At 66.5% G+C, this 21,491-nt stretch carries 19 protein-coding genes; 12 read left to right on the top strand and 7 right to left on the bottom strand.

The window, feature by feature from the left end; all coding sequences use genetic code 11:
* Nucleotides 1–209: 209 nt before the first annotated feature.
* From VF329_10015 to VF329_09995, 5 genes are all read right to left on the bottom strand, one after another.
* Entirely contained in the window at nucleotides 210–1,001 is a 792-nt protein-coding gene (locus VF329_10015) for a hypothetical protein (protein ID HEX7081338.1), read from the bottom strand.
* A gap of 29 nt (nucleotides 1,002–1,030) precedes the next feature.
* A complete protein-coding gene (locus tag VF329_10010; GenBank protein HEX7081337.1) occupies nucleotides 1,031–1,426 on the bottom strand; it encodes a DUF6152 family protein in 396 nt (131 codons plus the stop codon).
* A gap of 2 nt (nucleotides 1,427–1,428) precedes the next feature.
* Nucleotides 1,429–2,568: a hypothetical protein gene (locus VF329_10005; GenBank protein ID HEX7081336.1), complete on the bottom strand. Its 1,140-nt coding sequence runs from the start codon at nucleotides 2,566–2,568 to the stop codon at nucleotides 1,429–1,431.
* A gap of 8 nt (nucleotides 2,569–2,576) precedes the next feature.
* Complete coding sequence (locus VF329_10000) at nucleotides 2,577–3,566, bottom strand: hypothetical protein (protein ID HEX7081335.1); 990 nt, start codon at nucleotides 3,564–3,566, stop codon at nucleotides 2,577–2,579.
* Between the two features lie 121 nt (nucleotides 3,567–3,687).
* Complete coding sequence (locus VF329_09995) at nucleotides 3,688–4,803, bottom strand: 5-methyltetrahydropteroyltriglutamate--homocysteine S-methyltransferase (protein HEX7081334.1); 1,116 nt, start codon at nucleotides 4,801–4,803, stop codon at nucleotides 3,688–3,690.
* Nucleotides 4,804–5,002: 199 nt separating this feature from the next.
* Here VF329_09995 and VF329_09990 point away from each other — a divergent pair, with 199 nt between their 5' ends.
* Nucleotides 5,003–6,403 (top strand): APC family permease, encoded by a 1,401-nt coding sequence (locus VF329_09990; GenBank protein HEX7081333.1) that lies wholly within the window; start codon nucleotides 5,003–5,005, stop codon nucleotides 6,401–6,403.
* A 43-nt stretch (nucleotides 6,404–6,446) separates the two neighbouring features.
* Here the strand turns inward: VF329_09990 and VF329_09985 are convergent, their stop codons facing one another.
* Both VF329_09985 and VF329_09980 read right to left on the bottom strand, forming a co-directional pair.
* Nucleotides 6,447–7,145 carry a response regulator transcription factor gene (locus VF329_09985; protein HEX7081332.1) on the bottom strand — a complete coding sequence of 233 codons (699 nt, stop codon included), beginning with the start codon at nucleotides 7,143–7,145 and terminating at the stop codon, nucleotides 6,447–6,449.
* Nucleotides 7,142–8,731 (bottom strand): ATP-binding protein, encoded by a 1,590-nt coding sequence (locus VF329_09980; protein HEX7081331.1) that lies wholly within the window; start codon nucleotides 8,729–8,731, stop codon nucleotides 7,142–7,144. The genes VF329_09985 and VF329_09980 overlap by 4 nt, the downstream gene beginning before the upstream one ends.
* A 379-nt stretch (nucleotides 8,732–9,110) precedes the next feature.
* Here VF329_09980 and VF329_09975 point away from each other — a divergent pair, with 379 nt between their 5' ends.
* The 11 genes from VF329_09975 (at nucleotide 9,111) to VF329_09925 (ending at nucleotide 21,465) form a co-directional block, all read left to right on the top strand.
* Nucleotides 9,111–9,932 carry a DUF3450 domain-containing protein gene (locus tag VF329_09975; GenBank protein HEX7081330.1) on the top strand — a complete coding sequence of 274 codons (822 nt, stop codon included), beginning with the start codon at nucleotides 9,111–9,113 and terminating at the stop codon, nucleotides 9,930–9,932.
* The gene (locus tag VF329_09970) at nucleotides 9,929–11,371 is read left to right on the top strand and encodes a MotA/TolQ/ExbB proton channel family protein (protein HEX7081329.1); all 1,443 of its coding nucleotides are present in this window, start codon (nucleotides 9,929–9,931) and stop codon (nucleotides 11,369–11,371) included. The genes VF329_09975 and VF329_09970 overlap by 4 nt, the downstream gene beginning before the upstream one ends.
* The gene (locus VF329_09965; protein HEX7081328.1) at nucleotides 11,364–11,885 is read left to right on the top strand and encodes a MotA/TolQ/ExbB proton channel family protein; all 522 of its coding nucleotides are present in this window, start codon (nucleotides 11,364–11,366) and stop codon (nucleotides 11,883–11,885) included. Before VF329_09970 ends, VF329_09965 begins: the two co-directional genes overlap by 8 nt.
* A 2-nt stretch (nucleotides 11,886–11,887) precedes the next feature.
* Nucleotides 11,888–12,298, top strand: a complete 411-nt coding sequence (locus VF329_09960; protein HEX7081327.1) for a biopolymer transporter ExbD — start codon at nucleotides 11,888–11,890, stop codon at nucleotides 12,296–12,298.
* Nucleotides 12,299–12,306: 8 nt separating this feature from the next.
* The gene (locus VF329_09955; GenBank protein ID HEX7081326.1) at nucleotides 12,307–12,720 is read left to right on the top strand and encodes a biopolymer transporter ExbD; all 414 of its coding nucleotides are present in this window, start codon (nucleotides 12,307–12,309) and stop codon (nucleotides 12,718–12,720) included.
* A gap of 21 nt (nucleotides 12,721–12,741) precedes the next feature.
* Complete coding sequence (locus VF329_09950) at nucleotides 12,742–13,347, top strand: energy transducer TonB (protein HEX7081325.1); 606 nt, start codon at nucleotides 12,742–12,744, stop codon at nucleotides 13,345–13,347.
* Nucleotides 13,348–13,351: 4 nt separating this feature from the next.
* Complete coding sequence (locus VF329_09945; protein ID HEX7081324.1) at nucleotides 13,352–14,599, top strand: tetratricopeptide repeat protein; 1,248 nt, start codon at nucleotides 13,352–13,354, stop codon at nucleotides 14,597–14,599.
* Nucleotides 14,600–14,665: 66 nt separating this feature from the next.
* Complete coding sequence (locus VF329_09940; GenBank protein HEX7081323.1) at nucleotides 14,666–15,355, top strand: DUF3450 domain-containing protein; 690 nt, start codon at nucleotides 14,666–14,668, stop codon at nucleotides 15,353–15,355.
* Nucleotides 15,356–15,441: 86 nt separating this feature from the next.
* Nucleotides 15,442–16,920, top strand: coding sequence for a MotA/TolQ/ExbB proton channel family protein (locus VF329_09935; GenBank protein ID HEX7081322.1), 1,479 nt, complete (start codon nucleotides 15,442–15,444; stop codon nucleotides 16,918–16,920).
* 238 nt (nucleotides 16,921–17,158) lie between these two features.
* Nucleotides 17,159–19,612: a TonB-dependent receptor gene (locus VF329_09930; GenBank protein HEX7081321.1), complete on the top strand. Its 2,454-nt coding sequence runs from the start codon at nucleotides 17,159–17,161 to the stop codon at nucleotides 19,610–19,612.
* A gap of 410 nt (nucleotides 19,613–20,022) precedes the next feature.
* Complete coding sequence (locus VF329_09925) at nucleotides 20,023–21,465, top strand: hypothetical protein (GenBank protein ID HEX7081320.1); 1,443 nt, start codon at nucleotides 20,023–20,025, stop codon at nucleotides 21,463–21,465.
* Nucleotides 21,466–21,491: the final 26 nt, after the last annotated feature.

Below are 21,491 nucleotides of genomic sequence, written 5' to 3'. Positions count from 1 at the left end.
ATGACGTGTCAGGAGGCGGCTCGAGCTTGGCCTTTCCGGGACCGTCTGCCGCAGGGACGCGGCAGACGAGCCTACAGGGAAGTATCACGGCGTGTCCCGGAAAGGCCAAGCTCGAGCCGCCTCCCGTGCGCCGTCCTCAGCGAGCCGCCTCCCGTGCCGCCGTGCCCTGAGGAAACGAGCTCCGATGCTGCTGCCGCGGCGCTCTACAATCAACGCGCCGAGCATTCCGTCGGCATGCGCTTCGACCCGTCCGGCTCGCGCTTGAACTGCATCGTGCGGACGAAATGCTCCGCCAGGTACGTCGGATCCTTCACGAAGGTTTGGATGACGAGATACTCGTTCCCGTCGTCCTCGGCGATCAGGTTGTAGTACTCGGTCATCAGCGCGTCCTCGCTGTACGGGACGCCGTTCTTTCTGAGATATCCCGGCCGCAGGTGCGTCGTATCGACCTTCAGCGATCCGAAAGTCTCGATCTCCTCGAGCGAGCCTCGCAGCCGGTAGAAGCCGCGGCGCCGGCTCGTGTCGCCCGAGAACACCCACTCCGCAGTGGACCAGCCTTGCCAGCTCGGCGGCCCTTCGGGCTCGCTGCCATCGAACCGGAACAACCGGGTTTGCATGCCCGTATCGATGTCGAGCTGCAGCGTGTTGTCGTCCCGCCAAGTGATCTCCACGCGGCTCGGCAGCCGCATGATCGCCGGCGCGCCGTAGCCCTTGCATTGCTCGCCGGCGGCCTCGTCGCGCGCCGGGTCCCACGCGTCTGCGACGCGGCGCCCTTCGTCATTCAGCGGCACATAGGAGTAGTCGCCTTTCGCCGGCGTGAGCATTCGGTACACCCAGTCGTCGGTGATCAGCGAGACCCAATGCCCGGTGATGTCGAACGGCGCGGCCTCGCGCGCCGAGGCCGGCGGCACAGGCGGCTCCTCCTGCGCCTGCGCGGCGCTCCAGAGCAGCGCCGCGCACGGCGTCAGCGCCTTCAGCCGTTTTGCCCGCCTCGATTTCATCGCGCTTGGCGGCCGCGCGGGCGGCCCGATCAGTCGAACGTCTCGCCTTCGAACCCCCAGCCGAAACCGTCCGACGGGCGGAGCAGGCTGCGCATCCGGATGCGATGATCCACGGGATTGCGCCCGGGGTTGCCGGTGATGATGACGTGATCGCCCGGCTTCAGCGAATCGCGCGTGACGCCCTGGCCGCTCAGCTGCCCGGCGCCGCCCCATTCCACGCCCCAGCGCACCATCTCGCCGTTCTCGTCGGGCGCGAGCACGTGCACCCAGGCGTGCGGATTGCGAAACATGAACTGCACGAGCTCGCCTTCGATCGTGATCTCCTTGTTCTCGTCGTAGGTGGCCGTGAACGAGTGGTGGGCCTCGGCTGCGAATCCGACCGTCAGCAGGGCGGCAAAAGCGGCAATCGTCGATTTACGTCTCATCGTCATCCTCGTCCTCCTGGAGTGGAGATTGCTGGCGTGGGCCGCTCCTTCAGGCTGCGGTAGACGGCCTCGATGAACATTTCCGTCGTCCACGGTCCCGTATCGGAGCCGAAGCGGCCCTCGTAGCCGAACGTCGGCCGTTCCATCAGAACTTGCTCCAGCGTCATGCCCCGATCGATCAGCGCCTGCACCTGGTCGCGGATGATCGTGAGCATGTCGCGGTAGTACCCGACGTCCGCGGAATCCGCCAGCCGTCCGCGTCCGGGCACGATCATCGTGCCGCCTTCGGTCCGAAATTCCGGGATCGCGAGGTCGAGTATGTAGTTCAACCCGTCGATGACGCCGTCGATGTGTCCGCCGCGCTCGACGTCGATGATGGGGAAGCTGTCCATGTCGAAGAGGTCGCCGGCCGCGATCACGTCGGCTTCGCGGAAGTACACGAGACTGTCGCCGTCCGTGGTGGCCGCCGGGATGTGCACGATGCGGATCCCGTCGCCGTTGAAGAACGTGCTGAGCTTGTACTCGTCGACGAAGAACGTTTCCGTCGGTAAGGCCTCGAAAGGGGCGCCCGCCGAGACCATCCTCACCAGCACGTTCTCGTGCGCGAGCACCGCGGCACCGACGGCGGCGTCCGCAATCGTGCCGACGACGTTGCCGCCGCTGAACGTGACGCCGCTCCGCGCGAGGAGCTCGTTGCCGCCGACGTTGTGCGGCAACGCGCTCGTGTTGACGATGTAGCGGATCGGCTTCGGCGGCGCGTGCGTGTTCACGGGGAAGTGCGATATCGTCTCGGAGCCGCCGCGCGGCGGCTGCCGCACGTCGAGCTTGCCGAATTCGTTCAGCCGCGCCTGGAGATCCCCGATCGCGGCGAGCACGGCTTCCGCGGTCTGGGCCTCGCCCGCGTTCACGAGGAATATGCCGTCCGGGCCGATCGAAGCAGTGATGTTCGCGCCCGCGCCGACGAGCATCCACACGCTCTCGCGAATCGGCCACCAGTGGAGCTCGCCGGCGGCGTCCGGCTCGCGGGCAGCGCGCTGAGCGCCGGCATCGGACGGAAGGCCGGCAGCGCCGAGCGCCGCGGCGAGCATGGCCGCATTCACCCTGGTGAGGAAGCTCGCTGCAGGCCCCGACCGCTGCGCCATCCGCCGTCTCAATTCGGCGCCTCGGCTTCGCGCGCCTGCTGGAGCCTCAGCCGATACTCGGGATACATCGTCGCCGCGCCGTCGAAGTAGAGGCTGCGCGGCAGGTCGTACGCGTCGCTGAAGCTGTAGATCTGATCGTTCGTGCCCGGCAGGTAGTGCGGCACGTACCCCTCCGGTCGGACGACCTCGGTGACGACGGTGCATGGATACGGCGGGATGCGCTGGTTGAGATCGAGGCGGTACTCCGTGCTGCGAATCAGCGGCTCCGTCAGATACACCGGGTCGTAAGCGACGACCACCCACGTCAAGTAGTCCTCGCCGTCGAAGCGGCGTCGAATCAAGTACTCGGTGAGCGTCGCGAGATCGCTTTGCGGCACGCCGTTGCGGCGGTAGTAGTCCTCCTTCAGATGCGTCGTGCGGACCTTCAGCCGGTCGCCCTGAAACTCTCCCGTCGAGAATCCGCCCCACGTGTGCCCGGCATGTTCCGGCGGGTGCGGGCGTCCGTCCATGTAGATCGGTGTGCTCACGGACCGCAGCCATTCCGCATGAAACGCGACGATCTCGCGCGACGCCGGGTCCACCTCTTTCCAGATTCTGAGGTTCGACGGCCCTCTCTTGATGTAGGCGCCCGAATGGGGCCGACACTGCCATTCGGGCAGCGATTGGATCGACGCGTCCCAGATCTCGGCCCTGCGGATCGCTTCGCGGCTCAGAGGCAGCCCGACGTACTCGCCAAGGTGCGGGTTGTCGGTGTTGTCCTGAGAGCGGACCACCGCCCACTCGCCCGAGAAATCCATCTGTGCGGCGGCGGCGGGCGGCAGGACGGCCGCGAGCAGCGCGGCGAGCGCCGCGACGAGGCCCTGGAGCCCGAGCCTGTCCTCGCGCCGGCACGTGCGCCGCGGCTCGCGGTCGGAGGGCGGGACAGCGGCTCGGAGCGGGGGAAAGACCTCGCGCCCGGGTGCGCGAGCGGCGCATCGTGTGTCGAGGCGATCGTTCATCTTCAAAGGGCCGCGCCAAGCCGGGTCGCGGCCTTCTCGGGCCCGTGCGAGGCATGTTAGCCGTGGCCTCCGGGACCGGCAACCAAAGCGCCGCCCGCGACTGCCGATGGAGATCGGACCCTCAGGCGTCGGCCCAGACGCGCCGAGCCACGTCGACCACGAGCTCGAGCTTGCGCCACTGCTCGTCCTCCGTCAGCAAGTTGCCTTCCTCCGTGGAGGCGAACCCGCATTGCGGGCTGACGCAGAGCTGCTCGAGCGGCGCGAAGCGGGCTGCCTCGTCGATGCGCCGCGCGATTGCGGCGGCGGACTCGAGGCGCCCGGACTTCGTCGTGACGAGGCCGAGCACGACGCGCTTGCGCCCCTTCGGCAGGAAGCGCAGCGGCTCGAAACCGCCCGCCCGCTCGGTGTCGTACTCGAGAAAGTACCCGTCGTAGTCGATGCCGGCGAGCAGCGTCTCGGCGACCGGCTCGTAGCCGCCTTCGGAGATCCAGCTCGAGCGAAAGTTGCCGCGGCAGACGTGCGTGGTGACGAACATGTCCGGCGGCTTGTCGGCGAGCACGCGGTTGATCATGTCGGCGTAGATCGCCGGCAGGCGCCCCGGATCGTCGCCGCGGGCCCTGGACTCGGCCCGCTCCTTCTCCGAGCAGAGGTACCCCCAGACGGTGTCGTCGAACTGCAGGTAGCGGCAGCCGGCGTCGTAAAAGGCGGCGAGCACCTTGCGGTAGGCCGCGGTCGTATCCTCGAAGAACGCATCGAGGTCGGGATAGACCTCGGAGTCGATCGATTCTCTGCCGCCGCGGAAGTGCAGGACCGGCGGACCGGGCAGCGTGAGCTTCGCCGCGGTGCCCGCGACCTCGTGCAGGTACGCGAAGTCGGCGAGCATCGGGTGCGACGAGAAGCGGACGCGGCCGGTGACGGCGATGTTCTCGCTCTTCGTCTCGATGCCGTGAAAACGGATCTGCTTCCTGCCGTGCGTCAGCTCGACGCCGTCGAGGCCCGCGAGGAAGTCGAAGTGCCACCACGACCTGCGGAGCTCGCCGTCGGTGCAGGCGCGGAGGCCGAGGTCGCGCTGCTTGCGGACTACGGCCGCGATGCACTCGTTCTCGATTTCCCGCAGGCGCTCGCGGTCGATCCTGCCGGCGGCAAGATCCGCGCGCGCCCGTTTGACCGCGGCCGGCCGGAGCAGACTGCCGACATGGTCGGCTCGATAGGGCGGGTGCGGTGAAGACCCGTTCATTCGCGGACGGTTCGAGCCCATAGCGCGCCGCCTTCTGCGGCCGTCGGGAGGTTAGGTCAATTTCGGAGCGCGGGCAACGCGAGGCCGTCGGCCGCGCTCATGTGGTTAGAATGGCGCGCTAATGCGCTCGGCGCGCGGGAGACCGCCGAGCTCCACCGGGGACGAGTCACGATTACCGTGGCGCCGCACTTGGGGTGTGATGAACGATTCCGGAAAGACCGTCGGCGCGGCCGCGCCGCAGCTCGCGCGCAGGGTGGGGCTTCTGAGCCTGATCGTCTACGGCGTCGGCGACATGGTCGGCTCGGGCATCTACGGCACGATCGGCGTCGCGGCCGGGAGGATGGGCAACGCGGTGTGGATCGCGTTCATCGGCTCGATGATCGCGGCCATGCTCACCGGTCTTTCCTATGCGTCGCTCGCGTCGCGGTATCCCCACGCGGGCGGTGCCGCGTACATCGTCCACCGCGCCTACCGCGGGGCGTTTCTCGCGTATGTGGTCGGCCTCGCGGTCGCCGCATCCGGCCTGACGTCCATGGCGACCAGCAGCAACGTCTTCGCGACGACGCTCGCGACGTTCCTGGACGGCGTGCCGCTCCTGTCGGCGACCGAGCCGTGGATGGCGCTGCTCGCGTTCATCGGTGCCGTCGCTTTCGTCAACTTCATCGGGATCCGCGAATCGATCCTCGCGAACTGGGTCTGCACGGCCGTCGAGGTCTCGGGCCTCGTCTTCGTGATCGCCGTCGGCATCCGTTTCTGGGGAAGCGTCGACTATCTCGCGACGCCGCCGTCTCCAGCCGGCGGAGGCGCCGGCGCGCTGGACCTCTCGCTCGTCGCGTCCGGGGCGGTCCTCACTTTCTTTTCGTTCGTCGGCTTCGAGGACATGCTGAACGTCGCCGAGGAGGTGAAGGAGCCGGAGCGTACGATGCCTCGCGGCATCGTGATCGCCGTCGCCGTCACGGCGATCTTGTATCTCGCGGTCGCGGTCACCGCCGTCTCGGTCGTCCATTACGCGGACCTCGCGGACGCGAGCCGCGGCGCGCCGCTTCAGCAGATCACGGCCCGTGCGGCGCCATGGCTGCCCGAGTGGGTCTTCGCGTTCGTCACGCTCTTCGCGGTAGCGAATACCGTGCTGATCAACTACATCATGGGCTCGCGCCTGCTCTACGGCATGGCGAAGCAGCGCCTCCTGCCGGCCCCGCTCGCGCGCGTGCATGCCCGCGCGCGTACGCCGCACCTGGCGATTCTGACGCTGCTCGTGCTCGTCGTGGCGCTCGCCGCGATCGGCAACATCTCCCAGCTCGCATCGGCCACGAGCCTGCTGCTGCTCTTCGTCTTCTGCCTCGTGAACGCTGCGCTGATCGTGTTGAAGCTTCGGGCGAACGAGCCTCGGAGCAGGTTCGAGGTACCGATCGCCGTGCCGGCGCTCGGCGTGCTCGCCTGCGGCGGGCTCGTCGTCGCCCGGATCGCGCGCATGATCAACGACCCCACCGAGAGCTGGGTCGGCGCCGCCGTGGCGGCCGGGCTGATCGCCGTGATCGTGGCGCTCTACTACTGGCTGCGCCCGAGCGGCGTGCCGGAAACGCTGCCCGAGCCGGACTGAAAGGGGAGGTGGCGGCCGCGGGGCGCGGACTCGGGGGACCGGCTCAGTCCAGAACCTGGAGGCGATAGCCGACGCCCGGCTCGGTCAGCACGTACCGCGGCTGCTCGGTGGAGCGCTCGAGCTTCTGCCGGATCTGGCGAATGTAGACGCGCAGATACTGCACGTCCGCGCCCGTCTCGCTGCCCCACGCGACGCGCAGCAGGTGACGGTGCGTCAGCACCTTGCCGGCGTGGATCACGAGCTCGCGAAGGATGTCGTACTCCTTTCTCGAGAGCTTCACCTCGCGGCCTTCGACCGTCACGAGCCGCCGGGTCAGGTCGACGACCAGCCCGCCGCTCGTGAAGATCGGCGCGCTGCCTTCGGCCGCGAAGCGATGGCGTACCGCCGTGCGCAGCCGTGCCATCAGCTCCTGCACGCCGAACGGCTTCGACACGTAGTCGTCGGCGCCGAGGTCGAGCGCCTCGACTTTCCCCGCTTCGTCGTTGCGGCTCGAGAGCACGACGATCGGCATTCTCGAGAACTCGCGGATGCGCCTGATCACGTCCATGCCGTCCATGTCCGGCAGCCCGAGGTCGAGAATCACGATTTCCGGATTCAGCTGCCGGGCCAACGACAGCCCTTCTCCGCCGCTTTCCGCCTCGCGCACGTCGTAGTGCTGCACGCGCAGCGTGTTGCGCAGGAACCGCTGGATCGCCGGGTCGTCCTCGATGATCAGGACGCGAATGTCGCCCGCGGCGGTCATCGACGCCTCTCGCCCCGGGTTTTCGCCACGGCCACGGTGAAGACGGCGCCGCTGCGGTCCGTCCGATTTCGGGCGCTGATCTTCCCGCCCATGGCCTCGACGAACCCCTTGCAGATCGCAAGCCCCAGCCCGGCGCCCGCCCGGCGATGGTCCGCGACGCGCGCGCGGAAGAAGCGCTCGAAGATGCGCTCGAGATCCTCCTCCGGGATGCCCGGGCCGCAGTCGGTGACGGTGAGGCGCAGCTCGTCGCCGTCGTCGGCGACGGCGACCTCGATCGGCGAGCCCTGCGGCGAGTACTTCGCCGCGTTGTCGAGCAGGTTCACGAGGACGTGCTCGGCGAGCACGAAGTCGAGCGGAACCATCGGCAGCTCCTCGGGCAGCTCCGTGCGCACGACGTGGCCCGCGGTCTGCTTCTCCGTTCGCTGGAGCGCGGAGCCGATCAGGTCCGAGACGTCGACGTCCTCGATGTTCGGCCGCAGGGCGCCGGCGTCGATCCGCGTCATTTGAAGCAGGTTCTCGACGAACTGGCCGAGCCGCAGCGTCTCGTCCTCCGCATTGGCCAGCATCTCCGCCCGCGTGGCCTCGTCGTACAGGGGCCAGTACTGCCGGAGGCTGCTGACGTTGCCGAGGATCGACGCGAGCGGCGTCTTCAGGTCGTGGGAAATGGACGTGAGGAGCGCCGTGCGCAGCTTCTCGGTCTCCGCGAGCATCATCGCCGAATGCATCTCGTCCGCGAGCTTCGCGCGGTCGAGGCTCATGGCCACCTGGTGGCACAGCGCCTCGAGCAGGCGCGTCTCGTCCGCCGTGAGCGGGGGATCGCTCTTGCTGCGCCGCAATCCGAGCACCCCGACCGTGCCGCGGCCGGTGTCGAGCGGCAGGTACCGGTGCGAGGCGCCGCTGAACACCGGCGTGCCCGATCCGGCCGGCCGCCCCTGCTCGTAGCACCAGGTGGCGGCGAGCAGCTCGCCGGGCGGGATGAGAGCCGACGGCGAGCGCGGCCTGAGCGCGCCGTTCTCGTGCGTCAACACGACCGCATCCGCGCGAAGCATCGAGTGGACCTGCTTCGCGGCCTCGACGGCCAGCTCGTCGACCCCCGACAGCGCGGCGAGGCGCGAGCTGAGCTGGTAGAGCTGCTCGATCAGCCTGCTGTGGCGGCGCTCGGCGGCGGCCCGCTGCTGAATCTTGGCGGCCAGATTGCTCGTGTAGGCGGCCACGAGCATGAACATCAGCAGCGCCCAGAGGTTCCCCCGGTCGGAGAGCTCGAAGGAATACGCCGGGTCGCTGAAGTAGCTCGTCGCCGCGACGCTCAGCAAGGACGTGAGCGAGGACGCGACGAAGCCGTAGCGGACGGCGGCGAACAGCACGACCGGCAGGAAAACCAGCAGGACGTTCGGCACGGCGAGAAAATGCTGTACCGTCAGCCCGATGGCGAGGGCGACCCCGACCGCCGCGGTGCAGACGGCCGCCGCGGCAAGGCCGGTCCGCAGCGACCTGGGCACCCGGTGGAGCGGCTCGAAGCGCTTCGACAGGCCCCCGATCCGGGCACTTGCCCGGTGGAGCGGGTGAGGACCTTCCAGCTCGTTCATCCGATTCGGGGGCACGTGCTTTCCAGAAGGTTAGCGCAAGACGCAAAGGTGAGGTAAGGTAGATAGGAAATCCATGCCGGCATGGTGGCAGGCCCATAAAGAAGGCATAGAATCGGGCCTCGGGAGGCACCGGTCGGTCTGCGGGACCCGTTGCAGTCCCGCTGGATTATACCTAGAATCAGAAGGTAACTCGCAGGGGGTCTTCGAGAGTGTTGACTTTCACGGTGCAAAAGCACTCAATCGCGCTTATGAAATTCCTACGCCCACACCGCCGAATTCGAATGGATTTCCAATCTGCGCCGCGCGCAAGCTGGCTGTCCGCCGGACAGGGTCGAATCCGGTCGGCCGATTACTGAGTTTGATGTCGAGGGGAGTTTCGATGATTGCGTTCAGTTCGCACTTCGCGGGGCGACATGCACGACGTCTCGGTCAGCCGCCGTCGCGACGGGCGGCGATCGCATTGACGGTGGCGGCGGCGGTCGCGCTTGTCGGGCCCGTCTGGGCCCAGGTCGATCGCGTGCTCACTGCTCAGGCGGAAGTTGACCGCGCAGCGGCCGAGTCTCAAGAGCGCATCGACTCGATCCGCGAGCGCACGCTTGATGCGGCCTCACGTTATGCGCAGGCGACGGCGGAGGCGGAGAGCCTCGAGAAATACAACGAGCAGCTGGCCGCTCAGGTCCAGTCTCAAGAAGAGGAGATCGCTTCCATCGAGCGGCAGCTCCTCGAGATCGAGACCACGAACCGGGAGATCCAGCCGCTGATGGAGCAGATGGTCGCCGCGCTCGAGCAGTTCGTGGCGCTCGACGTGCCGTTTCTGCTCAGGGAACGCCAGGCTCGCGTGCAGAACCTGAAGAACCTCCTGGCGCGCGCCGATGTCCCGATCTCGGAGAAGTATCGCTTGATTCTCGAGGCCTATCAGATCGAGCTCGAGTATGGCAATACCCTCGAGGCCTATGAAGGGCGGTTGGGCGACGGGCCCGACGCGCGTACGGTCGAGTTCGTCAAGGTCGGGCGTGTCTCATTGATGTATCGCACGCTCGATGGATCGGAGACCGGCTATTGGGATGCACGGCAAAGGGAGTGGGTCGTGGACGACAGCTATGCGGAGAGGGTGGAGCAGGCGCTGCGCGTCGCGAACGGCGACATTGCGCCCGAGCTCCTGATCGTGCCGGTCCCGGCCCCGCAGGAGGCGCAGTCATGAGGGGCGCGTCCAAGGTATTCGGCGCCGCGATTGCAACCGGCTTTGCGCTCGCGGCCGGGCTTTCGGCCCCGGCGGCTGCGCAGCAGTCTACGACTACCACGGCGGCGGCCGCGCCGGCAAGCTCGCTGGACGAGCTGCTCGACCATGTCGCGGCCGCCAGCGAGGCCGAGCGGCGGCTGTTCGAATCGCGGGTCGCGGAATTCAACGCCGCTTCCGAGGACGAGCAGCAAGCCATGCTCGAGGAAGCCGAGACCCAGCGTGATGAGGTCGCGGCCGCATCGATGATGCTCTCCGACCAATTCTCTGCGAACGAGCTTCGGATCACCGATCTGAACAGTCAGCTGAACGCGAAGTCGCGCGAGCTCGGGCTCGCCGAGCTGTTCGGTCTCGCGCGGCAGGTCGCCGAAGAGACGGCCGGCGTGCTGGAGCAGTCGCTGATCACCACGCAGTTTCCGGCGCCGGAAGGCCAGCAGGGGCGCGCGGAGTTTCTGCGCAGCTTCTCGAACAGCCGGCTGATGCCGAAGCCGGAGCAGCTCGAGCGGCTCTGGTACGAGATTCACCGGGAGATGACGGCCCAGGGCGAGGTGGCTCGCTACACGACGACCGTCGTCCAGCCGAGCGGCGAGCCCGTCGAGGCCGAGGTCGTGCGGATCGGTCCCTTCACGGCGATGTCCGACGGGCGGTTTCTCTCGTACCTCCCCGAGCTCGAGACGCTGAGCGTGCTTCCCCGGCAGCTCCCGAACGAGTTCATGGAGGCCGCGGCCGACTTCCTCGGGACGATGGAAGGCTACGCGCCCGCCGTTGTCGACTACACGCGCGGCGTTCTTCTCGGTCTTTATGTCGACCGGCCGACCTTGATCGAGCGTATCGAGCTCGGCGAGGCCGTCGGCTACGTGATCATCGCGGTCGGGATCGCGGGGGCGCTGGCCTTCCTGTTCCAGCTGTTCCATCTGATCTCGGTCCGGATCAAGGTCGCCAGCCAGCTCAAGAATCTCGACGACCCGAGGCAGAACAATCCGCTCGGCCGTGTGCTCTTGGCGTTCAAGGGCGATCCGAGCCGCATCGAGGAGGACGCGGACGTCGCGGAGCTCCGAATTTCGGAGGCCGTGCTGCGGGAGGTCCCGAAGCTCGAGCGCTTCCAGGCGTTCCTGCGCCTCGCGGTCGCGGCCGGTCCGCTGCTCGGCCTGATCGGCACGGTCTGGGGCATGATCATCACGTTCCAGAGCATCACCGAGGCCGGCACGAGCGATCCGAAGCTGATGGCCACGGGTATCGGCCAGGCCATGATCGCCACGGTGCTCGGGCTCGGTGTCGCGATTCCGCTGCTGTTCGCGAACGCCTTGCTGAACTCGTTGTCTAGAACGGTTGTACAGATCCTCGACGAGCAGAGTGCCGGCATGTTGGCCGAAAGCATCGAGAGGCGGCGCGCCAATGCTTGACCAAGTGCCCCTGATCCGCGGAGTCGTGGCGCTGTCGGACGACGGCGGGCCGTTCGTGATCTGGATATTCTCCGCGGGCGTGCTGATGTGGGCGCTGATCCTCGAGCGGTACTGGTACTTCTCGAGAGTGTTCCCTCGTCAAGCGGCGGCGGCGCGCGCGCAATGGGAGGCTCGGACCGACAAGACCTCCTGGTGTGCCCGCCAGATCCGCCAAGCGATGATCTCGCGGCTGAACGTGTCGATGACGGCGGGCTTTCCCGTCATGCAGGTGCTGGTGCCGATGTCTCCGCTGCTCGGCCTGATCGGCACGGTCAGCGGCATGCTCGAGGTCTTCGACTCCATGTCGATCCGGGGCACCGCCGATGCGCGGAGCATGGCGAGCGGTGTGTCGGCGGCGATGATCTGCACGATGACGGGTCTCGCCGTCAGCATTACCGGTCTTTACCCTGTTCACTATTTCCGAACGCGGGCCGTGCGTGAGACGGAGTTGCTCGCGGACGAGTTCAGCTTCTGACCATGCGTATTCGTCGTCATTCGGAAACCGAGGCACATGGGTCGCACGGCATCGACCTCGCGCCGATGCTCGATTTCGTGATCAATTTGCTGATCTTCTTCATCATCACCGCCGTGTTCGTGAAGGAATCGGGGTTGGTCGTGAATCGGCCGACGGCCTTCGAGCAGCCGTCGCAACCCGACACCGAGAGCATCCAGATCCAGATCACCAACAACGGTGAAGTGTGGGTCGATAACCGCGAGGTCGACGTTCGCGCGGTGCGGGCAAACGTCGAGCGGCTGAGCGCTGTGAATCCGGACACCGGCGTGCTGATCATCGCGCAAGAAGGCGCTCCCACGGGGCGGCTCGTCGAGGTCGTGGACCAGGTTCACCTCGGCGGCATTTACAACATCACGTTCGCGACTCAGGAGTAGAGGCACTCATGCGCTCGCGCCGGCACACACCTGAAACCGAGGAGACCGGCATCGACCTCGCGCCGATGCTCGACTTCACGATCAATCTGCTGATCTTTTTCATCATCACCACGTCGTTCATCAAGGAAGCAGGCGTCGTCGTCGCGAAGCCGAACGCAAGCACCGCGGAGCACCGGGAGTCCGGCAATCTGCTGATTGCGATTCAGGAGAACGGCGACATCTGGATGGACCGCAAGCAGATCGACTTGCGCGAGGTGCGACCGATGATCGAGCGGCTGCACATCGAGCGTCCGGACGACACCGTGGTGATCATTGCGGACGAGGACTCGGACGCCGGGGTCGTGGCACGAGTCATGGACGAGGTGCGTTCCGGCGGCATCACCGAGGTATCGATCGCCGCGGATCCCGATAGCGGCGGTTGAGCGCTTTCGGAGGGCAGTCACATGATGCTACTCAGGCTTCCGTTGACGGTGCTGCTCGGCGGCTCGTTTACCGTCGCCGTCTTCTGGTTGCTTTGGAATCTCGTCGAGCAGAGGCCCGACGTCGGTGAGACGATCGAGGCGCGGCGCATCGAGTTCACGCGAATGCGGCGCGATACCGAGGTCGCTACCAAACGGGAAGAGCGCGTCGAGCGCGAGCCGCCGCCTCCGACGCCCGAAATGCCGCGCATTGCCATCAGCCGCGGCGGCGTCAGCAACAACATCGTGCCGTTGACGCCGGTCGTCGACACGGCCGGGACCCTCACGGGGATTGGGCTGAGCGCCGGCTCCGACACCGAGGTCGTGCCGCTCGTGCGCATCCCGCCGGAGTACCCGCCGCGAGCGCTGAGCCGCGGGATCGAAGGCTGGGTGCAGGTGCAGTTCACGATCACCGAGACCGGTGCGGTCAAGGACGCGATCGTCGTCGACGCCGAGCCGGAGGGCGTGTTCGAGGAGGCCGCGTTGAGGTCTATCGCGCGCTGGCGCTATAACCCAAAGGTGGAGGACGGCGTAGCCGTCGAGCGCGTCGGCGTACAAACCATCATCCGTTTCGAGCTCGAGGACGGCTAGACCCATGCAGGTGGTTCAACGCAACCTCTTGATCCGATTGGCGGCGCTGAGCGCGCTGGTCCTCGTCTCGTTGCCCGTCGCCGCGCAGCGCGCCGACGACGACGAGGAGGCCCCACCACCGTCGATCGGCGCCACGACCGGCCGCATTCTGAACGAGGCCATCGAGTTTCTGAATATGGATGACTACGTGAGCGCCCGAGAGGCGCTCGCGGATCTCCGATTGGACAGGCTGAGCCCGTACGAGCGCAGCCGCGTGGAGCAGATTTTCGCCGGCATCGACCTCGCTCAAGACAACTACGCGTCGGCGCGCGACCATTTGGCTCAGGCGATCGCGGCCGGCGGGCTGAACCAGCAGGAGACCGAGCGGCTGCAGTTCCAGATTGCGCAGCTGTACATGACCGAGGAGATGTACGCGGAAGCGGCGGCGGCGCTGGAAGAGTGGTTCCGGACCGCGCAGATGCCGAACGCCGGCGCGTACTACCTGCTCGCGGCGGCGTACTACCAGCAGGGCGATCTGGAGCGAGCGCTCGAGCCGGCGCAGAAGGCCGTCGAGCTCGCCGAGATGCCGCAGGTGGGCTGGATCGAGCTGCTCGTCTATCTGTACGTGGAGCGCGAGCAATACGAAGAAGCTCTGCCGTTGGTCGAGCGTCTCGTCTCGATGGAGCCGAAGAAAAAGCAGCACTGGATGCGGCTGTCCTCGTTCTACTTGCAGCTCGAACGGCCCGAGGAGGCCCTCGCCGCCATGCAGGTCGCGTACAACGCGGGCCTGTTCACGGAGGACAGCGAATACCGTCGTCTCGCGGACATGCTGGTGTTCAACGAGATTCCTTATCGCGGTGCGCGCGTTCTCGAGAAGGCCATCGAGGAAGGAAAGGTTTCGGAGGATGCGGACCTCTACGAGAAGCTCGCGAATTGCTGGATTGCGGCGCGGGACTTCGACGAAGCCCTTCCGCCGCTCGAGCGCGCGGCGGAGCTGTCCGATGACGGCGACCTCTATGTCCGGCTGGCGGAGGTGAACATTCAGCTCGAGGACTGGGAGGCCGCGAGCAACGCGCTGCGGAACGCGATGGACAAGGGCGACCTGTCGGATGAGGCGAACGCACAGCTGCTGATGGGGGTCGCGCTGTTCAACCAGGATCAGCTTCAGGATGCCCGCGAGTGGTTCCAGCGGGCCTCGCGGTCCGACGAGCGCCGTGATATGGCAAGCGACTACATCAAAGTGATCGATGCGCGCATCGCTGCGGGGGCATGAGAGCGCGAGGGGGAGCCGGGCTTCGTGCCCGATGAAATGGCGAGGAGCGCAACGGGATTTGAATCGATGAGTCGGAGAGGTTTTTACGGCATCACCGCGGCGGCAGCCCTCTGCGCGTTGTCCGTCGCGCCGGGTGCGGCGGTGCTTGCTCAGGAAAGCGAAAGCACGCCGGCGACCGAGTACGCGGCAATGCTGGCGGACATCGACAGCATGCGCCGCTACAACGAGCACCTGGAGCGCTTGATCGAAACTCAGCAGGTCGACATCGAGTCGCTCACTGCGCAGACCGCATCGCTCGACGCCGTCGCCGAGGCCGTCGATCCGTTGCTCCAGCGAATGTACTCTGAGCTTGCCGAGTTCGTGCGGTCGGATCTTCCTTTCCTCGTCGAGGAACGCATGGAGCGCCTCGATCGGCTCGAGACGCTGATGGCTCAGCCCGCGATGTGGGCGGAGAAATTCCGGCGCCTCATGGAGGCGTACCAGATCGAGATCGAGTACGGGCGGACGATGGCGGCCTATGAAGGCGCCCTCGACGACGGACGTGACGCTGAGTTCGTGCACCTCGGCCGCGTTTCGCTGATGTACCGGACGGTGGACGGCACCGAAACGGGTTACTGGGACGCGGAGCGAGGCGCCTGGGTGGCGGATTCGGATTATGCGCGGGCCATCGACGAGGCGCTGCGGATGGCCAAGGAGGAGATCGCTCCGGATCTCGTGATATTGCCGTTGCCCGCGCCACGGGAGCCGCGTTCGTGATTCGTATCATTCGTTCTTTTCCACACTCGTGGCCGGGCGCGTCGCGGCCGGCCTACCTAATTGGTATCGTCCGCAAGTCCGTCCTGATGGCCGGCCTCGCTGCGCTCTCCGCCGCAACGCTGCCCGGCGCATCGGCTCAGGAGCAGCAGGCGGCCGACGAAGAGGCTCAGGCGCAAGCGGAGGCCGCCGCAGAGCAGGCGAGAGCCGCCGCCGCGGCCCAGGCGAGAGAGCAAGCATTCGCGGAGCTGCTGGAGCAGGTCAATGCGCTTCGCGCGGAAGAGGCCGAAATGGCGCGCGAGCGGGAAGCCGAGGCGCAGGCCGAGCTCGAGGAGCAGGAGCGGCTCGCGCGAGAAGCCGTGGCGCGCCGCGACCGGGCGGAAGCGCGAAGCGCCGAGCTCGACATGCGATGGGAGGCGAACGAGGACCTGATCGAAGAGACGACGGCGCTGCTTCGCCAGCACGAGGGCAACCTCGGCGAGCTTTTCGGCGTGACCCGGCAGGTGGCCGGGGACGCCGCGGGAACCCTCGAGGAGTCGTTGCTCAGCACGCAATTCGAGCCGCCGCCGGGGCAGGAGGAGCGAGCGGAGTTCATGCGCCGGATCGCGGGCGCGACCGCACTGCCGTCCATCAATGAGCTCGAACGCGTGTGGTACGAGCTGCTCCGAGAGATGACGGCTAGCGGGAAGGTCGTGCGCTATCAGACGGACGTGCTCGACCTCCAGGGCAACCGGTCCCCGCGCGACGTGGTTCGTGTCGGCCCGTTCACCGCAATTTCCGACGGCGGATTCCTGGGCTACCTGCCGAGCGAGACGACGCTGGCCGAGCTGGATGGGCAGCTCGGCGCAAACTTCCGTGCGATCGCTCGGCAGCTCGAGCAGACACAGGCCGATGCCGGCTATACCGCTGCGGTCGTGGATCCGGCGCGCGGAGCGCTGCTCGGTCTCTACCTAGAGCGGCCCAACGTCGTTCAGCGAATCGAGGAGGGCGAGGTCGTCGGCTATGTGATCATCGCCGTCGGCGTGATCGGCGCGTTGCTCGCGCTGTTCCAGGCGGCCTACCTTCTCCGCACACGCTTTGCGGTCCGTGCTCAGCTGCGGGATCTGTCCGTTCCGCGGCCCGACAATCCGCTCGGACGCGTGCTGCTGGCTTTCCGCGGCGACGGCGATCGCGACCGCTCGCCGGAGAACCTCGAGCTCGCCGAGCTGCGCCTCTCCGAGGCCGTGCTTCACGAGGTTCCGAAGCTCGAGCGCTTCCAGTCGTTCCTGCGTCTCGCCGTGGCGGCCGGGCCTCTGCTCGGCCTGATCGGCACGGTCATCGGCATGATCATCACGTTCCGGGCAATCACGGCGTCCGGCTCGAGCGACCCGAAGATCATGGCTCACGGTATCGGCCAAGCGATGATCGCGACCGTCCTCGGCCTCGGCATCGCGATCCCGCTGTTGTTCATCAACGCGGGCCTTACCGCGTTTTCGCGAAGCCTCACGCAGATCCTCGACGAGCAGAGCCAGGCGCTGCTGGCGGAGACCATGAATAGCAGGAACGGAAACGGCAACCACCGCCGGTAATAACAAGAACGGAAACGGCAACCACCGCGGGGCGCGCTGACTTCGAGCCGGCCCGTCAGTAGAGTCCCTCCTGCGCAACAGATTGTGGTACGCTCTTCCGGCTGAGAGCCGGAGGTGTTGCATGGATGCAACGCCGCATGACGCGGATGCCGAGGACGGTGCCGGTTGCAGAGCGGCGCGGCGGTGAAAGTTCGCCGCAGGGCCCGCGAGGGGAGTCCACCATCAGGGGGTCGAATCCATGGCTACGTTAGTACGCAGTGCCGGCGTGGCGGCCGCAGTGGCGAGCTTGCTCGCGCCGTCCATCGCCTTCTCGCAGCTCGAGGAGATCGTCGTCACGGCTCAGCGCCGCGAGACGAACCTTCAGGAAACGCCGATCTCGATTCAGGCGTTCACGGCCGAGGATCTCGAGCTCGGCGGCATCGAGCAAGGTTCCGACATCGGCATCATGACGCCGAATCTCGTCGCCAACCCGGGCGGCGGCGGCGGCAGCGGCGCCACGCAGTTCTACGTGCGCGGGCTCCCGGGCGTCGGCGTCTACATCGACGGCGTCTGGCAGGGCCCATTCGGCTTCCAACAGACCGACTTCGTCGAGCTCGAGCGCATCGAGGTGCTGCGGGGCCCGCAGGGCACGCTGTTCGGCCGTAACACCAACGGCGGGGCAATCAATATCACGACACGGCTCCCGGCCGACGAGTTCGGCGCGCGGATGGACCTCTCGATCGGCGAGTTCGATCGCCGCGACTTGACGTTAGCCGTCGACGTTCCAATCTCGGATACGTTGAGGACGAAATGGATGGCCGCGAGCCTCAACAACGATGGCTTCTTGCAGAGCACGACGACGTCGCGGGCCCTCGGCGGACGCGACGACACGCTGTTTCGCGGCGATGTGCTTTGGCAGCCGACGGACACGCTCTCGTTGCGGCTCACGCTCAACGACGAGGAGAAACGCAGCACGCTTGCGCGCATCGTGCGGTTCACCGACACGACCCATCCCCGCTACGTCGCGTACAACGTGCTTGCGAACAATCCGGACTACATCGCGATGGCGGGTCCCGACTTCGAGGTGCGGGACATGGGCTTCGGGCTGTCGTCGCCGGGCTTCACTCCCGAAACGCACCAGACCAACCTGCCTGGAGGTCAGCTCGGCAAATGGGAAACTCGATCCGACACGATGCAGGACGGCAGCATCGCCGATGTCCGCTACGCGACGGTGACGGTCGACTGGGACATCACCGACAACCTGCATCTCGAGTCGATCACGTCCGGGTGGGAGATGGACCGACGATCCGTCACCGATTTCGACGGCTCGGAGTTCACGATCACGACTGACGACTACCGGAACCACGATAAGAATTTCACGCAGGAATTTCACCTGACCGGCTCGAACGTCAACGATCGAGTCAACTGGCTGGCGGGCCTCTACTATCTGGATCAGGAGGAGACGCAGCGCTTTTATCGATGGATGATGTGGGAGTTCGGCATTCCAAACGAGGGCCCCACGGGCCCCGTTCCGAACCCCGAGACGGTCGGCTACATCGAGGAGTGGGCCGCGGCCGCGAATTACGCGCCGCTGTTTCGCTTTGCGGCGCCGCCGCAGCTGCCTCCGCTGAATCTGGTCGGGGCCTCTTCCGACGCGCTGACGCGAAACGAGGACGAGGACCGGGCATTCTTCGGCGAGGTGACCGTGAGCGTCACCGATCGGCTCGATCTGACTTACGGCATCCGCTATACCGCGGACGACGGGAGAGCGATCGAGCTGACGCCGACGAGCGGGTTCCGCAGCACCGGTCCTCATATTCCCATTCAAGGCGATCCGTTCGCGGGCGTCGTCGCGAGCGTCGAGGAGGACGCCGATCTCGGTACGATCAGAACGAATCGCTATGCCGTGACCTATCAGGTCACGGACGATTTGATGTTGTACGGCAGCTGGGGCGAGGGGTTCACGTCGGGCGAGGTGATCATCGACGAAAATTTCCCCGAGCCTATCGTGCTCGATCCGGAGATCGTGGCGACCACCGAGATCGGCATGCGTTCGGACTGGCTGGACGGAGGGCTGCGTTTCAACGCGACCTACTTCACGTCTGATTGGGACGGCCTGAGAGTGCCGGTGCTTCCGCCGCCGGATCCCGAGACGGGCGTCCAGCCGCCGTTCCCCGTGAATACGAGCGAGGGCAAGGCCGAGGCGAGCGGATTCGAGTTCGAGTTCATCTGGGCGCCGAGCGATCGGTGGCTCGTGGATGCCGGACTCGGGCTGATCGACACGGAGTATCTCGAGCTGGGGGACATCCCCGAGGATGGCACGGGGCTGCAGCCGGGGTTGCCGTTTGCATATGCGCCGGATGTCAGCGCATCCATCGGGCTGCAGTACGACATGCCGCTGCAGAGCGGCGGCCACGTCCTGTTCGTGGCGAACTACGGGTGGATGGACGAGTACGTCCGCGACCCGGCCAACCAGCGGATTCCGCAGACGGAAGACGGTGAGATCTTGTTCGAGCCGGCCTACGGCATCCTGAACGCGCGGGTCTTGATCGAGCCGGAGGACCAGCGGTGGAACCTCTCGTTCTGGGGGCGGAACTTGACGGACGAGTGGTACGTCAACGGCGGCTTCGATGCACGAGAGGTTTGGGGCTACGACTTCGCGGTGATCGGGCGGTCCCGCGAGGTGGGCATGACCCTCGGTTTCACGTTCTGATCATTTGGTAGGACGGGGGGCCCCGCGATCGCTTCGACGGTCGCGGCGCCTCCCGCGTCTCACAGCCATTCTCCAGCCGCTTCGATCGCTCATTCTCGGGGCGTTTCGATCGTCCGGGATGGAGGCGGTCGACGTCCCCCTCCGCAGCGTGATCCGCGGCCTCCGCCTTGGTGAGGCCGCTCCCCTCGGGCCGCCGAGCCCGCGGTCGTGAGGCCTCTTCCCTCGGCCGCTGAGCCTTGCGGTCGTTAACGGCTCGTGACAATGCCGGGAGGCCGCCGCCGCTATTGGGATATAGCCCACTTTCGAGAGCCGCCGTAACGTTGGGCAGTAAAACTTGCTTTTCCTCCTGCGCGGGCGTATGGTCTCGGCCCAACCCCCGAAGAACGTCTTCTCCGTCGGGAGCGGCACGAATGCAAGGCGCGGACTCTTTGCTTCTCGAGATCGAATCCTTCTGCCGCCGTTCGGGCATGGCCGAGTCCACGTTCGGCAAGCTGGCGGTGAACGACGGCAAGCTGTGCACGCGGCTGCGCAGCGGCAAGGACGTGACGCTGGAGACCGCGAACAAGATCAGAAGCTTCATCAACGGTAACCGGCCGCACGCTGCCAACGGCGATGTCGGCTCGGTGACGGTCGCGGAGAAGGACACGATGATGAGCGCGAAGACCTCCACGCGTAAGAAGACCTCGACGCGCACGGCGGGCCGGCGCGCTGAGGCGCCCCAGGAGCTGGTCGCCACGGACAGGCCGTTTCGGTTCTACGACAATCGGCAGAAGTACCTCGCGTTCGTCAACACCTGCAACGAGAAGTGGAAGGTGGCCGAGCGCGCGGCCCGGGAGCTTGCGCACCTGAAGCCCCGGCCGCCCGCCGTGCGGGTGTTCGACGCCGGAATGGGCGACGGCACGGTGCTCACGCACTTGATGCGCGCCATGCATCGGCGGTTCCCGATCATGCCGTTCTTCATCGTCGGCAAGGAAATCAGCCTCGAGGACGTGCGGCTGTCGCTCGAGAAGCTCCCTGACCGCTTCATCGAGCATCCGGCCACGGTCATTGTCATCACGAATCTCTACTACGCGGAGGCGCCTTGGCTGCGGCCGCGCGACGTGAAGAACGCCGCGGCCTTGAACTGGCGTGAGGTCGCACTCGAAGGGGATTCGGCCTACGAGTACGGCGAGCAGCTCCGGAGCCTCGATCCGGTGCTCGTCGAGGGTTGGCAGGTCAAATCGAGCGAGCGGACCGGCAATCCAATGTACGTGCGGCCGTCGGTGCTCGTCATCTATCGCAAGGATCACTCCTTCCTGCTCGACGGCGTTATTCCAAAGCCGGGGCAGGTGGCCGGCGACTACGATCTCGCCCTTGCGTCGCAGCCGTGGCGGGCGCGGATGAGCGCCGAGTTCAAGGTCAAGAAGGTTCTCGCGCCGCTCGTGCGCAGCCTCGGGCCGAGCGGCCGGCTGCTTGCCGTGCAGTCTTGCGGCGATGATCCGGCCCTCGAGCTCGTGCGAAAGGTCTGGCCCGAGGAGGATCCGTTCCAGGTCGACCGCCACGAGCTGATCAAGGTGCTGAGGGAAGAGCTCGGCCGAGACGCTCGCAACTATAATTTCGTCGCCGGCTCGGACGCGAAGGCGGTATTCCGCTACGAAATGCACACCCTGCCGAGCGAGGTGCAGCAAAGCATCGGAACGTCTACGCTATTCGCGGCCTGGAATGCGTCCATCTACGTGAACCAGATCGAAGACGAGCGCCTCGAGCCGGTCGTGTCCTCCGGCGACTACTTGAAGCATACGGCGGAAGTTTTGAAGAAGCACAAGGGACTGTGGTTCAACGACGAGAGCTTCGTCGTTTCGAGAAAGCAATAAGCGCCGCGGAGCGGTGATGGGAGTGG

This window comes from Gammaproteobacteria bacterium (assembly GCA_036381015.1).
Classification (GTDB): domain Bacteria; phylum Pseudomonadota; class Gammaproteobacteria; order Steroidobacterales; family Rariloculaceae; genus ZC4RG20.
This window is presented reverse-complemented; position numbering and strand designations above follow the sequence as displayed.